The following is a 12184-nucleotide window of genomic DNA, read 5'->3' as shown; positions in this document are numbered from 1 at the left end:
GCCCCATGGCCCCGCTGCACTGGTACTTCGATTTCGTCTCGCCCTACTCCTACCTGCACTGGCAGAAGGTCAAGCAACTGCCCCAGTTCGCACAGGTACAGCCGGTGCCGATCGCCTTCGGGGCGGTGCTGCAGCAGCTTGGCAATCTCGGCCCGGCTGAGATCCCGGCCAAGCGGCGCTTCATCTACCGCCAGTTGCTCTGGAACGCGCAGGCGGAAGGCGTGACGCTGCGCTTCCCGCCTGCCCACCCGTTCAACCCGCTGGCCGCTCTGCGGCTGTGCCTGGCCGCAGGCGGCGGCGCGCAGGCCGTGGACGTGCTGTTCGACTGGATCTGGCGCGAGGGCAACGCCGCCGACAGCGCCGAGGCGCTGCGCGAACCCGGCGCGCGGCTGGGCATCGCGGATGTGGCGGTCGCCACGGCAACCGCAGAGGTCAAGGAGCAGCTGCGGCGCAATACCGAGGCTGCGCTCGCGGCCGGCGTGTTCGGCGTACCGACCTTGGCCATCGGCGACGAGCTGTTCTGGGGCAATGACGCGCACCCGCTGATGGCCGCTGTGCTGGCCGATCCGGACCTGCTGAAGCAGCCGGAATGGCAGCGGGTGGAGGCCCTGCCGATCGCGGTACAGCGCAGACGCTGAACAGGGCGCCTGCGCTTCCCTCGCGCGCGGGCTCCCGTTTTGAGATATTTTTCACACTTCCGAACCAACAACCGCCCTGGAGGGGGAGCCGCGGATGCGCATCGGAATCGTCGTCGACTCGGCCTGCGACCTGCCGCAGGCGTTCATTGCCGAACACAACATCGTGCTGCTCCCGATCACCGTACGGATCGGCGAAGCCGTACTCGCCGACCACCGCGACGAACAGGCCACGCTCAGCTTCCTGCACGCACACGTGGCCGAACATGGTGCCGAGGCGGAGACCATCCCCTTCAGCGTCAACCAGATCCGTGACCTGTTCCTGCAGCAGCTGGTGATCGACTACGACCACGTCTTCTGCATGACCATCACCAAGACCCGCAGCCCGATCCACGACAACGCCCTGCAGGCCAGCTTCGCCATCCTCAACGACTACAAGCCGGTGCGGCAGGCCGCGGGCTACAACTCGCCCTTCGCACTGCGCGTGCTCGACACCCAAAACCTGTTCGCCGCGCAGGCGGTGACGGCGGTGGAAGCGGTTCGCCTGCGCGACAGCAACGCCAGCGTGCAGCAGATCCGCGAGCGGCTGGAGGAACTGGCCGGCAACGTGCATGGCTACATGGTCACCCGTGACCTGTATTACATGCGGGCCCGCGCGCGGCACAAGGGCGACCGCAGTGTCGGCCTGCTCAGTGCCGCGCTGGGCAGCGCACTGGACATCAAGCCGGTGCTGCACGGCTACCGCGGTGAGACCGGCCCGGTGGCCAAGATCAAGGGCTTCGACAATGCCGTGCAGAAGCTCTTCGCTGTGGTTGGCCAGCGCGTGCGCAGTGGACTGATGACACCGACAGTCTGCGTCAGCTATGGCGGTGAGCTGGAGGAGCTGCGCGCCCTGCCCGGCTATGCGCAGCTGACGGACGTCTGCGCCACCCACGGCGTCACCGTGTACGAATCGGTGATGAGCCTGACCGGCATGGTCAACGTCGGCAAGGGCGCCGTTACCGTGGGCTTTGCCGATGGACCGCATCGGTTCGAATGAGGGCGGGCGACGCCTGCATGCAGGTGCGCCGGATGTACACAAGCATTGCACCGCGTCTATGCCAGCCTTGCCGCACTTCAAGGAGATCACCATGCCTGCGCAGTACCACATCAGCCTTCCCGACCCGTCCAAGGCCCGCGGCAACGACCCCGACCTGTCCTTCCATTCGCAGGGCGCCGCCGGCTTTGCCGAAGAACTGCAGGACGCCCTGCGCAGCGGCGCGCTGTTCGAGCGCTGGAAAGCCAAGCAACCCGATCCGGATGCAGTGGAGCCGCAGTGGGGCGTGACCGACCCGGACGCCACCGTAACCGGTGAGCAGAAGGACCTGCGCATCAACCTGGTGGCCACCACCCGCATCGACAGCGATGTGTTCAAGCAGCGCCTGCGTCTGCTGGCCGGCCATCACTGGGAACTGCGCGACGTGCGTTGAGCGGCGAACGCGCTGGCGTCTGCTGGGCTTCGCCCGTCGAAGCCCTCATCGCGCGGACGTGGGGCGGGCCTGGCCGTATTCGGACCGCAGCGCATCGCCACGGATGAAGTCCGTCATCAGCTGGAAGTACCCGGCCGGCTGCCGTGTCGATACACGTTCCCCGGCCGCATCCAGCTCGAACTCGTACATGCCATGATCGGCGTCTGCATACACGGCCGTGTAGATCGGCCGTCCCTGGCCCTGCAGAACCGCAAGACGCCTGAGCGTCTCTCCCGGCGGCGCATCGCGGTCCTGCCCGCCAAAGATCCACAACTGCGGCACCTGCAGATGCGTGAGCACCGGTAAAGGGTCGTAATGGGCCGGCACCCCGTCCAGCAGCCGCGGCCCCTGCTCGCGCGCAGTGACCTCCGGAGTCGACAACAGATACCCGGTAATGTTCCCGCGTACCGCAGGGAACCAGGGCGCATGCTGGTAACGCTGCTTCACCTCCGCCAGTACATCGAATCCCTCGCTGAATCCGCTTTCGACGATGGTCGCCACCGCATCGGCGATCTGCATCGCCTGCGCAGTGGCTTCTGCGTCCTGGCCGGCCCGCTGCATGTCGAAAGCGATCGCCTCGCGGTCTTCCTCCAGCGGCGAGACCGCCAGGCCGAAGCTGATCACGATGAAATCCACAGGCTCGATGCGTGCCGCCAGCGGCGCCACCCAGCCACCCTGGCTGCCGGCCTGGTAGCCGACCCGCTGCGCACGTGCCCCCGCCAACCGGCGTGCTTCGCGCGTGGCCAGGATCAGATCATTGGCCAGGGTCAGGTAGTTCTGCGTGTACCGCCCGCCAGAGCGTCCCGTGCCCCGCTTGTCGTACGCGAACACGGCGATGCCGGCACTGGCGAACTCGCGCTGCAGCGAGTAGCGCTCCAGCGCGGAGCTGTTCTCCGCACCATGCACCAGCACCACCAGTGGAACCGGCGCATCGCCCGGAGGCAGCGTCAGCCGCCCCTGCAGCGTTGCGCCGGCACCGCTGAAACGGGTGTCGATCTGCCGCAGCGGAATGCGCTCGCCCTTCATTCCATCGACGCTGATGCCGCGCTTCCCACAGTCCGTGAGCACCATCCGGTGCCCGTCCGGCTGCCCGGTCCAGCCGCGGGTACTGGTCCAGGCATCGCCCGCGGTGCGCTGCAGTGCGCCGCTGCGACCATCTGGCGTGCGCCAGCGCAGCTGATCACCCGCACCCGGGCCGATGTCCAGCGTACTGCCATCGGCCATCCGATAGCTCGCAGCGGCGCAAGGCGACGCCGCCGTGGCCGCGACCGCCTGCGCACTGAAGGCCATCGCGCTCCACGCGGCCAGGGACACCAGGGTTCTGTGCATGTCTGCTCCTCTCCACACTGGTGGGTGACGGTGAACCGGCTCCCGCGTGATCGCCAGCGCGGTGCGACGGAGTGCGGGTACCGCCGACGAAGGCGCGTCCGCGGGCGACAGCCACCAGCGGCGGAACCGCGTTCCCCTGGCGAATGCGCGGGGCGGGGTCTAGCGGCGGTCTGCACCGGCCGGCGCTGCGCCCTGCATCGCCACACGATTGCGTCCCGCGCGTTTGGCCACATACAACGCCGCATCCGCATCGGCGAGCAGTTGCCCGGCATCAGCTGTTGCCGGCGGATGCAGGAATGCGATGCCGATGCTGATGCTGACCCGCCCTTCCGGCAGCTGCAGCGCTTCCACCGCGCGTCGCAGCCGCTCGGCCAAGGCCTGTACGCCGTCCAACGTCGTGCCTGGCACGATCACCGCGAATTCCTCACCGCCGTAACGCGCCACGCTGTCGCCCGCACGCCCGGCGCTGTGCTGCAGCAGCGCCGCCACGGCCTGCAGGCAACGGTCGCCGGCGGGATGACCATGGGCATCGTTGAATGCCTTGAAATGATCGATATCGACCAGCAGCAGCGCCAGTTCGCTGCCGCTCCGCCGCGCCCGGTTCCATTCGGCCTGCAGTTCGGCATCGAACTGGCGGCGGTTGGCTACGCCGGTCAGGCCATCCTGGCGCGCGAGCTGGTCGAGCCCGGCCTGCCGTTCCAGGAGATCGATCTGCAGAAGCGCACTGCGCAGGCTGAAGCCCAACGTGGCCAGAACGAATCCAGCCAATGCCAGGGGCCTGGCATGGTCCACCACCAGGGTGCCCACCACCAGCAGCAGCAGCGGCAGGATGATCGGGCCGCCGGCCTGCACCAGCCGGGCCAGCCGCGGCTGCAGCACGAATCCGGTAGCTGGCGACCGCCGCAGTGCCAGCAGCGCGAGCAACAGGAACGGCACGTCGATCAGCAGATCGTTGTAGGCGCCGAAAGACTGTTCGGAGGTGAAGTGGTTGATGTAGTAGGCCACCAGCAGATAGGCCAGCGCGTACAGCGCCAGCGCGCGGAACACGCTGCGTCGCTCCGGGACATCACAGGACACCCAGCGCACGATGGCAAAGACAGCGATGCACAGGTTCTGGATATCGAACATGCGCTGCATGTTGGCCAGCGCCTGGTCGTCGATGCCGACATGGTCGGCAAATGACTGGGTATGCACGAAGAACAGCACGCCCAGCAGGGCCGCCATGATTCCGTCGATCACGCTGATGGCCCAGCGCTCCCGCCGCGAGCGGGCCAGGATGAACACCAGCGGCACGCCATACAGCACGTACAGCAGCAGGCTGGCGCCCGGGGTGATGTCGGGGCGGTCGGCACGGAGTGCATCGAGCATGTTGATGCCCATGCCCCCCGCCCACAGCAGCAGTGCCAGCGCGATCGCACGCCAGCCCAGCGCGGCGCGATCCGCACGCGCGCGCCACAGGCATGCCGCGGCGGCCAGCAGCGGCGCGCCGGTGAGGAACACGAACGAACCCAGGCCTGCCGGCCCCGGCAACAGGGCCACGACCAGGCCATGGCCGAACACGTACAGCAGCGCCAGCACTACCGGCATGCATCCCCCACTGCGCAAGCCTGTCTGCACGCACGATAGCGCGACAGGCCGCCATGGAGGCGTGATCCACGCCACACCTGCTTCCCCTGCCCCTGCGCCGGGCATGGCGCGGCGCTACATCGACGCAGGCGTTCCGTCGCGCCGGGGCATGCGCGGTTGCGTCCCCGGGACCGCAGCTGTCACGCGGGCTATTCAGCCGTGCAGCGCGCGGGCGTGGTGAGCGATGTGCTCGCCGATGAAGCTGGCGATGAAGTAATAGCTGTGGTCGTAGCCATCCTGCAGGCGCAGGGTCAGCGGATGGCCGACGGCGTCGCAGGCCTGCTGCAGGCGCTGCGGCTGCAGCTGGCTCTGCAGGAACTCATCGGCCCCGCCCTGGTCCACCAGCAGCGGCAAGCGTTCGCTGGCCGCAGCGATCAGTTCGCAGGCATCCCACGCGGCCCAGTCGGCGCGGTTGTCGCCCAGATAGGCCTGGAACGCCTTCTGCCCCCAGGGCACCTGGCTGGGGGCAACAATCGGCGAAAATGCCGACACGCTGCGGTAACGCCCCGGATTGCGCAGCGCGACCACCAGTGCACCGTGACCTCCCATCGAGTGACCACTGATCGCGCGTGCCCCGGTCACCGCGAAGTTCGCCTCGATCAGCGCCGGCAGTTCCTGCGCCACATAGTCATGCATGCGGTAGTGCTTGGACCACGGCTCGCGGGTGGCGTTGAGGTAGAAGCCGGCACCCTTGCCCAGATCGTAGCCCTCCGCGTCGGCGACATCGTCGCCACGCGGGCTGGTGTCGGGCGCGACCAGAATCACGCCATGTTCGGCCGCATAGCGCTGCGCGCCCGCCTTGGTAATGACGTTCTGTTCGGTGCAGGTCAGTCCGCTCAGCCAGTACAGCACCGGCAGCGCCTGCGTTTCCGCCTGCGGCGGCAGGTAAACGGCGAACTGCATGTCGCAGCCCAGCGTGGACGAGGGATGACGGTACACGTCCTGCCAACCGCCGAAGCAGGCACGATGTTCGATGCGTTCCATGGTGTCTCTCCAGAAGGGTGGCAGCCCTGACGGCCTGCCACCCGGGATGGCTCAGTAGTGCACGACCGAACGGATCGACTTGCCTTCGTGCATCAGATCGAAGGCATCGTTGATCCCGTCCAGATCCATGGTGTGGGTGACGAACGGCGCCAGTTCGATGTCGCCCTTCATCGCGTCCTCCACCATGCCCGGCAGCTGGCTGCGACCCTTGACTCCACCGAAGGCCGTGCCCATCCACTTGCGGCCGGTGACCAGCTGGAAGGGACGGGTGGAGATTTCCTGGCCGGCGCCGGCCACGCCGATCACCACGCTCTGGCCCCAGCCACGGTGCGCGCACTCCAGCGCCGCGCGCATTACGTTGACGTTGCCGATGCACTCGAAGCTGTGGTCCACGCCCCAGGTGGTCATTTCAACAATGACCTGCTGGATCGGCTTGTCGAAGTCCTTCGGATTGATGCAGTCGGTCGCACCGAACTCACGCGCCAGCTCGAACTTGGACGGATTGGTATCCACCGCGATGATGCGGCCGGCCTTGGCCTGGCGCGCGCCCTGGATCACGGCCAGGCCGATGCCGCCGAGGCCGAACACTGCCACGCTGTCGCCTTCCTGCACCTTGGCCGTGTTGTGCACCGCACCGATGCCGGTAGTGACACCGCAGCCGAGCAGGCAGACATGTTCCGGGTTCGCCTGCGGATTGATCTTCGCCAGCGAGACTTCGGCCACCACTGTGTACTCGCTGAACGTCGAGCAGCCCATGTAGTGATAGATCGGCTCGCCGTTGTAGCTGAAGCGGCTGGTGCCATCGGGCATCACGCCCTTGCCCTGGGTCGCGCGTACCGACACGCACAGGTTGGTCTTGCCACTCTTGCAGAACAGGCATTCGCCGCACTCGGCGGTGTACAGCGGAATCACGTGGTCACCCGGCTTGACGCTGGTCACGCCCTCGCCTACTTCCACCACGATGCCGGCACCTTCATGGCCCAGCACCACCGGGAACAGACCTTCCGGATCATCCCCTGACAGGGTGAACGCATCGGTGTGGCAGACGCCGGTGTGGGTGATCTTGACCAGCACTTCGCCGGCCTTCGGCGGGGCGACGTCGATCTCGACGATCTGCAGCGGCTGGCCGGGAGCAAAGGCGACGGCGGCACGGGATTTCATGGTGGGATTCTCCAAAGACAGGCAGTAACGGATGGACGACGCTATGCTGCGCCGTTGCTTATTTCAGGTACGAGCGGATCAGCCCGCTCATCTCGCGCACGCGCTCGGCGCGCTGTTCATCGGACGCTGCGGGTTGTCCGAACTCTTCGCGCAGGTGGGCTTCCATCACCTCGGACATCAGCCCGTTGACCGCCCCGCGGATGGCGGCGATCTGCTGCAGGACGGGCCCGCAGTCGGCGCCGGCTTCCAGCGCACGGTCCAGTGCATCGCACTGGCCGCGGATGCGGCGCACGCGGGCCAGGACCTTCTTCTTCTCTTCGGGAGAGTGCGGCATGGCAGGGCCACCCAGGAACTATACTGGGGGATAGTATACACAGGTGACGGAAAGGTACATCCTGCGCCTCAGCGCAGGCGGTGCGCGGGTACGCCCTCGTGCGTCATCTTCACCGGCAGGATGCGGCCCTGCGCGTCGAAGTACAGGCGATCGATCGCGGTGACGCGGGCATTGCGGTCGGTCTGGTCGAGCGGCCGGCGGTGGTAGACGATGTACCACGTGTCATCGCCGGGCGCGTGGATCAGGGAGTGGTGCCCGGCGCTGGTCGCGATGGCCGGGTCCTGCTGCAGGACCCGGCCGATGCGTGTGAACGGCCCGGTCGGCGCGTCGGCGATCGCATAGGCCACCGAGTAGTCCGGCTCGCCCCAGCCGCCTTCGGACCACATGAAGTAGTAGCGACCGCCCCGCTTGAACATCAGCGGACCTTCCACGTACTCCGGCGCCGGCGTGATCTCCTTGAACAGCGTGCCGTCGTCCCAGGGCAGCAGGCCGCTGAAATCCGCCTTCAGGCGCACGATGTTGGCGTGCTTCCAGCCGCCATAGATCATGTACCAGGCACCATCGTCATCCTTGAACACATACTGGTCGATCGGCTGCGCGCCATTGTGGAACGCGCCCACCAGTGGCTTGCCGAGCAGATCGCGGTAAGGCCCTTCGGGCTGGTCGGCCACGGCCACGCCGATGCCACCGGTCTCGCCGTCGTTCTGGATGTCATTGGCGGAGAAGAAGAAGTAGTAGCGCCCGTCGTTGGCCACCACCGAGGGTGCCCACAACGCCTGCCTGGCCCAGGGAATGTTCTCGATGGACAGCACGCTGTCGTGCCGGCGCCAGTGCACCAGGTCGGGCGACGAAAAGGCATCGAAGGCAACCTGTTCTGCATAGGGCCGCGAGCGCGTGGGGAAGATCCAGTAGGTGCTGCCGAATACGGCCGCCTCCGGGTCCGCGTACCAGCCCGGCAGGATCGGATTGCCGGACATCACCGGTGCCTGGCTGTCACGCGCATCCGCGATGCCGACGCCAGTGGCTGCGAGCAGCACGGCCAGTGCGGCCCCCCTCCCCCATTCGCGCAGTCCCATCAGAGCCACTCCCATGCAGGTTCGATCGCTCGAGTCTAGAACGATCGCCGGCGCCTTTCCGCGACACGCTGCCTCAAACCGCGCACCCTCTTGATCGACGGGAATCATCGGCGCATGGTGCCTGGCACAACGCAGGACCCGGGCCATGATCCCCTTCATCATCAATCTGGACGTTCCGGACCTCGCGGCCGCCGAGGCGTTCTACACACGCGCCTTCGGCCTCCATGCCGGGCGCCGTCTCGGCCCGGAGGTGCTGGAACTGCTGGGCGGCCCGACCCCGCTCTATCTGCTGCAGAACGAAGCGGGCAGCGCGGCTACCGTCGACGGTGACGTGCGGGATTACGAACGTCACTGGACCCCGCTGCACATCGACTGGATCGTGGAGGACCTCGACGCCGCGCTTGCCCAGGCGTTGGCGGCAGGCGCGGCGCTCGAGCAGGCGCCACGCGAGCGTTCATGGGGGCGCATCGCAGTACTGGCGGATCCGTTCGGGCACGGCTTCTGCCTGATCCAGTTCACCGGCCCCGGCTACGACGCCCTGCTGGATTGATCGGCGGAATGCACCGGGCCCGCCGCCAGCATCAGCGCACGTAGGCGAATGATTCGTCCAGCCGCTCGAATCCGATCAGCTGCTGCACCAGCGCCTGCGCCTGATCCTCATCGATCTCTCCCTGCTCGATCTCTGCGCTGCGTGCAAACAGGGCCTCCAGCGCAGTGGCCTGGTCGTCCCGCAGCCACGCGCGATGCGAGCCCAGCCAGCGCTGGAGATTGTCGGCCAGGTCACCGTGCGACAACAGCGTGTAGGGGGCCTCGTAGTCCGCCACTGCCTCCACCATCTTGCGGAACAGGAAATCCTGGAGGTTGCGGGCCAGTACGTCAGCGCGATCATCGTCGTGCCACACCAGCAGCACCGGCGGCTCGTCGCAGCCCGGCGCATTGGTCCAGAAGCAGTAGCTGTCACCGGCCCCCGTGCGGGCGAACGGCAGCAGCTGCAGATCCTCGCGCAATGGGTTGTAGTGATCCTCTGCAGTCAGCTCCTGCCAGGCCTCGAGCAGTTCGCCACGCTCAAGCGGCTCGTAATCCTGCGCATACAGCAGAATCGGCGGAACCGGTTGCAGCTCCGGAAGGCACACCTGCGCCCATTGCGGATGGGTCACCCCCCAGCTCAGCCGGTCTTCCGTATCGAGCCGGTGGTAGAGAGCAGGAAAGGTCTGGCCGGTGGCCAGTTCGATCTCGGCAAGCGTATGCATGAACGTCCCTGTGATTGGATCGGCACGCACTTTACCTCGACAGGCAGCATCCGCGCGGGCATGGATCTATTCGCGCAGCATGTCCACGAATGCGCGCAAGGCCGACGCCATCTGCCGTTGCCTGGGGTAATACAGCACGAAGCCGGGAAACGGTTCGCTCCAGTCCTGCAGTACCGCCACCATCCGCCCGGCTTCGATGTGCGGGCGCGCGGCATCCTCAAGCACATAGGCCAGGCCGAAGCCATCCAGCACCGCGCGCATGATGGTGGTCTGCTCGCTCAGCGTCAGTCGCCCACGCACGTCGATTTCCAGCGACTGCCCATCGCGGTCGAACTGCCACTTGTACAGGTGACCGCTGGCGAAGCGGAAGCGGATGCATTCGTGCTGCAGCAGGTCGCGGGGATGCTGCGGTGCCGGGTGCTGGCGCAGATACCCGGGCGAGGCCACGATCATGCCGTGCAGGGCCGGGCCCAACGGCACGGCCACCATGTCCTCGGGCACGAACTCATGCAGCCGCACGCCGGCATCGAAGCCTTCGGCAACGATGTCCACCAGCCCATCGTTCTCGGTCAGCTCCAGGCGCACATCGGGGTGCGCGCGCAGGAAGCGGGTCAGGCGTGGGCCGAGCTGGGTCGGCACTGCGGCGCGGGCCGCGTTGATGCGCAGCAGGCCCGTCGGGCTGTCCCTGAACTGGTTCATTTCCTCCAGCGCCTCGTGCACCTGGCCCAGCGCCGGCTGCAACCGGTCCAGCAGGCGCTGCCCGGCCTCGGTCAGGGCCACGCTGCGGGTAGTTCGATGGAACAGGCCCACCCCCAACCGCTCTTCCAGTGCCCGGATCGCATAGCTCACCGCCGAGGTCGACAGGGCCAGCTCGGCGCCGGCCCGGCGGAAGCTGCGGTGGCGGGCCACCGCCGCGAAGGCGGCCAGGTGGGTGAGATTGTCAGTGGCCATGATTGTGCAGTCTGCCTTGATGAATCATGCCGATATCCACGCTTTGTGGGCGGGTATGAGGGGCGTATTGTAAAACGCCTTTCCACAAACCCGCCAAGGATTCCCCATGTCCCTCGCCCATGGTTATGCGGTGCGTACCAATACCGCTCCGCTCGAGCCCTTCACCTTCGAACGCCGCGCTGTCGGCGCCAACGATGTCCGCATCGAAGTGCTGTACAGCGGCATCTGCCACTCCGACCTGCACCAGGCCCGCGACGACTGGGGCGGCGCGGAGTACCCGATGGTTCCCGGCCACGAAATCATCGGCCGCGTGGTCGAAGTCGGTCCGGCCGTCACCCGCCTCAGCGTCGGCGATATCGCCGGCGTCGGCTGCATGGTGGATTCCTGTCGCCATTGCGATGCCTGCGACCACGACCTTGAGCAGTACTGCGAAAAGGGCCCGACCTATACCTACAACAGCCGCGACCGCAATACCGGTGAGCTGACGATGGGCGGCTACTCCGACCACATCGTGGTCGAGCAGCGCTTCGTGGTGAAGGTCTCCGAGACGCTGGACCTGAAGGCCGCCGCGCCGCTGCTGTGCGCCGGCATCACCACCTACTCGCCGCTGCGCCACTGGAAGGTCGGCCCCGGCCAGAAGGTGGGTGTGATCGGCCTGGGCGGTCTGGGCCACATGGGCGTGAAGTTTGCCAAGGCGATGGGCGCCACCGTAGTGATGATCACCACCACCCCGGAAAAGGGCGCCGACGCCAAGCGCCTGGGCGCGGACGAGGTGCTGGTCTCGCGCGATCCGGCGCAGATGAAGGCGCACGCCAACAGCTTCGACTTCCTGCTCAACACCGTGCCGGTCAGCCATGACACCAACCCGTACATGAGCCTGCTCAAGCGCGATGCCACCATGTGCCTGGTCGGCGTCATCACCGAGCTGGACCCGCCCCTTATGGGTGCCAGCGTGATCTTCGGCCGCAAGCACGTCACCGGCTCGGCCATCGGCGGCATGGCCGAGACCCAGGAAATGATGGATTTCTGCGCCGAGCACAACATCGTCAGCGATGTTGAGGTGATCGACATCAAGGATGTCAACCACGCGTGGGAGCGCATGGCGAAGAACGATGTGCGCTATCGCTTCGTGATCGACATGGCCAGCCTCAAGGCCTGACGGCCCGGCTGATGGAATGAAAAACCCCGGCGTGGAGGCCGGGGTTTTTTCTGCGCGCAACACCCGCCGGGCATGGCCCGGCGCTACCGGAATCATGGCGGGGGGGGGGCCCGCCGCCCCCCCGGCGTTGTGGTGGGGGGGCCGCGCCGGCCCCCCCCGCCCCCGACGAGC

13 protein-coding genes are annotated in these 12184 nt (G+C 67.0%); 5 read left to right on the top strand and 8 right to left on the bottom strand.

Translation table 11 applies throughout. The annotated features are described in order from the left end of the window. The first annotated feature begins 5 nt into the window (after nucleotides 1-5). From ACVOMM_RS11300 to ACVOMM_RS11290, 3 genes are all read left to right on the top strand, one after another. Complete coding sequence (locus ACVOMM_RS11300) at nucleotides 6-638, top strand: 2-hydroxychromene-2-carboxylate isomerase (protein ID WP_053517433.1); 633 nt, start codon at nucleotides 6-8, stop codon at nucleotides 636-638. 94 nt (nucleotides 639-732) lie between these two features. Further along, the gene (locus ACVOMM_RS11295) at nucleotides 733-1674 is read left to right on the top strand and encodes a DegV family protein (RefSeq protein WP_053517434.1); all 942 of its coding nucleotides are present in this window, start codon (nucleotides 733-735) and stop codon (nucleotides 1672-1674) included. A gap of 91 nt (nucleotides 1675-1765) precedes the next feature. Beyond that, nucleotides 1766-2104, top strand: coding sequence for a hypothetical protein (locus ACVOMM_RS11290; protein WP_053443843.1), 339 nt, complete (start codon nucleotides 1766-1768; stop codon nucleotides 2102-2104). A 45-nt stretch (nucleotides 2105-2149) separates the two neighbouring features. Here ACVOMM_RS11290 and ACVOMM_RS11285 read toward each other — a convergent pair whose 3' ends face one another. The 6 genes from ACVOMM_RS11285 to ACVOMM_RS11260 form a co-directional block, all read right to left on the bottom strand. Then, nucleotides 2150-3472: an alpha/beta hydrolase family protein gene (locus ACVOMM_RS11285; RefSeq protein ID WP_081284379.1), complete on the bottom strand. Its 1323-nt coding sequence runs from the start codon at nucleotides 3470-3472 to the stop codon at nucleotides 2150-2152. Between the two features lie 159 nt (nucleotides 3473-3631). Beyond that, nucleotides 3632-5059, bottom strand: coding sequence for a GGDEF domain-containing protein (locus ACVOMM_RS11280; protein WP_481526255.1), 1428 nt, complete (start codon nucleotides 5057-5059; stop codon nucleotides 3632-3634). Nucleotides 5060-5251: 192 nt separating this feature from the next. Next, nucleotides 5252-6082 (bottom strand): S-formylglutathione hydrolase, encoded by an 831-nt coding sequence (fghA, locus tag ACVOMM_RS11275; RefSeq protein WP_065181736.1) that lies wholly within the window; start codon nucleotides 6080-6082, stop codon nucleotides 5252-5254. Between the two features lie 51 nt (nucleotides 6083-6133). Further along, the gene (locus ACVOMM_RS11270; RefSeq protein ID WP_065175135.1) at nucleotides 6134-7243 is read right to left on the bottom strand and encodes an S-(hydroxymethyl)glutathione dehydrogenase/class III alcohol dehydrogenase; all 1110 of its coding nucleotides are present in this window, start codon (nucleotides 7241-7243) and stop codon (nucleotides 6134-6136) included. Nucleotides 7244-7301: 58 nt separating this feature from the next. Beyond that, nucleotides 7302-7577, bottom strand: coding sequence for a metal/formaldehyde-sensitive transcriptional repressor (locus ACVOMM_RS11265; RefSeq protein WP_053517440.1), 276 nt, complete (start codon nucleotides 7575-7577; stop codon nucleotides 7302-7304). Between the two features lie 68 nt (nucleotides 7578-7645). Then, nucleotides 7646-8653: a glycoside hydrolase family 43 protein gene (locus tag ACVOMM_RS11260; protein WP_206733989.1), complete on the bottom strand. Its 1008-nt coding sequence runs from the start codon at nucleotides 8651-8653 to the stop codon at nucleotides 7646-7648. Nucleotides 8654-8798: 145 nt separating this feature from the next. On the opposite strand from ACVOMM_RS11260, the gene ACVOMM_RS11255 reads away from it, so the two are divergent. Further along, entirely contained in the window at nucleotides 8799-9203 is a 405-nt protein-coding gene (locus ACVOMM_RS11255; RefSeq protein WP_053517441.1) for a VOC family protein, read from the top strand. Nucleotides 9204-9234: 31 nt separating this feature from the next. Here the strand turns inward: ACVOMM_RS11255 and ACVOMM_RS11250 are convergent, their stop codons facing one another. Both ACVOMM_RS11250 and ACVOMM_RS11245 read right to left on the bottom strand, forming a co-directional pair. After that, the gene (locus tag ACVOMM_RS11250) at nucleotides 9235-9903 is read right to left on the bottom strand and encodes an SMI1/KNR4 family protein (RefSeq protein ID WP_481526254.1); all 669 of its coding nucleotides are present in this window, start codon (nucleotides 9901-9903) and stop codon (nucleotides 9235-9237) included. 66 nt (nucleotides 9904-9969) lie between these two features. Then, complete coding sequence (locus ACVOMM_RS11245) at nucleotides 9970-10854, bottom strand: LysR family transcriptional regulator (protein WP_065181739.1); 885 nt, start codon at nucleotides 10852-10854, stop codon at nucleotides 9970-9972. 106 nt (nucleotides 10855-10960) lie between these two features. On the opposite strand from ACVOMM_RS11245, the gene ACVOMM_RS11240 reads away from it, so the two are divergent. After that, nucleotides 10961-12013 carry an NAD(P)-dependent alcohol dehydrogenase gene (locus tag ACVOMM_RS11240; RefSeq protein WP_053517445.1) on the top strand — a complete coding sequence of 351 codons (1053 nt, stop codon included), beginning with the start codon at nucleotides 10961-10963 and terminating at the stop codon, nucleotides 12011-12013. Nucleotides 12014-12184: the final 171 nt, after the last annotated feature.

Source organism: Stenotrophomonas sp. STEN009 (assembly GCF_056760395.1).
This window is presented reverse-complemented; position numbering and strand designations above follow the sequence as displayed.

What these genes read in the sequence shown, in the direction of transcription:
- ACVOMM_RS11300 (WP_053517433.1), top strand. Translation starts at nt 6, where the DNA reads ATGGCCCCGCTGCACTGGTACTTCGATTTCGTCTCGCCCTACTCCTAC.
- ACVOMM_RS11295 (WP_053517434.1), top strand. Translation starts at nt 733, where the DNA reads ATGCGCATCGGAATCGTCGTCGACTCGGCCTGCGACCTGCCGCAGGCG.
- ACVOMM_RS11290 (WP_053443843.1), top strand. Translation starts at nt 1,766, where the DNA reads ATGCCTGCGCAGTACCACATCAGCCTTCCCGACCCGTCCAAGGCCCGC.
- ACVOMM_RS11285 (WP_081284379.1), bottom strand. Translation starts at nt 3,472, where the DNA reads ATGCACAGAACCCTGGTGTCCCTGGCCGCGTGGAGCGCGATGGCCTTC.
- ACVOMM_RS11280 (WP_481526255.1), bottom strand. Translation starts at nt 5,059, where the DNA reads ATGCCGGTAGTGCTGGCGCTGCTGTACGTGTTCGGCCATGGCCTGGTC.
- fghA (WP_065181736.1), bottom strand. Translation starts at nt 6,082, where the DNA reads ATGGAACGCATCGAACATCGTGCCTGCTTCGGCGGTTGGCAGGACGTG.
- ACVOMM_RS11270 (WP_065175135.1), bottom strand. Translation starts at nt 7,243, where the DNA reads ATGAAATCCCGTGCCGCCGTCGCCTTTGCTCCCGGCCAGCCGCTGCAG.
- ACVOMM_RS11265 (WP_053517440.1), bottom strand. Translation starts at nt 7,577, where the DNA reads ATGCCGCACTCTCCCGAAGAGAAGAAGAAGGTCCTGGCCCGCGTGCGC.
- ACVOMM_RS11260 (WP_206733989.1), bottom strand. Translation starts at nt 8,653, where the DNA reads ATGGGACTGCGCGAATGGGGGAGGGGGGCCGCACTGGCCGTGCTGCTC.
- ACVOMM_RS11255 (WP_053517441.1), top strand. Translation starts at nt 8,799, where the DNA reads ATGATCCCCTTCATCATCAATCTGGACGTTCCGGACCTCGCGGCCGCC.
- ACVOMM_RS11250 (WP_481526254.1), bottom strand. Translation starts at nt 9,903, where the DNA reads ATGCATACGCTTGCCGAGATCGAACTGGCCACCGGCCAGACCTTTCCT.
- ACVOMM_RS11245 (WP_065181739.1), bottom strand. Translation starts at nt 10,854, where the DNA reads ATGGCCACTGACAATCTCACCCACCTGGCCGCCTTCGCGGCGGTGGCC.
- ACVOMM_RS11240 (WP_053517445.1), top strand. Translation starts at nt 10,961, where the DNA reads ATGTCCCTCGCCCATGGTTATGCGGTGCGTACCAATACCGCTCCGCTC.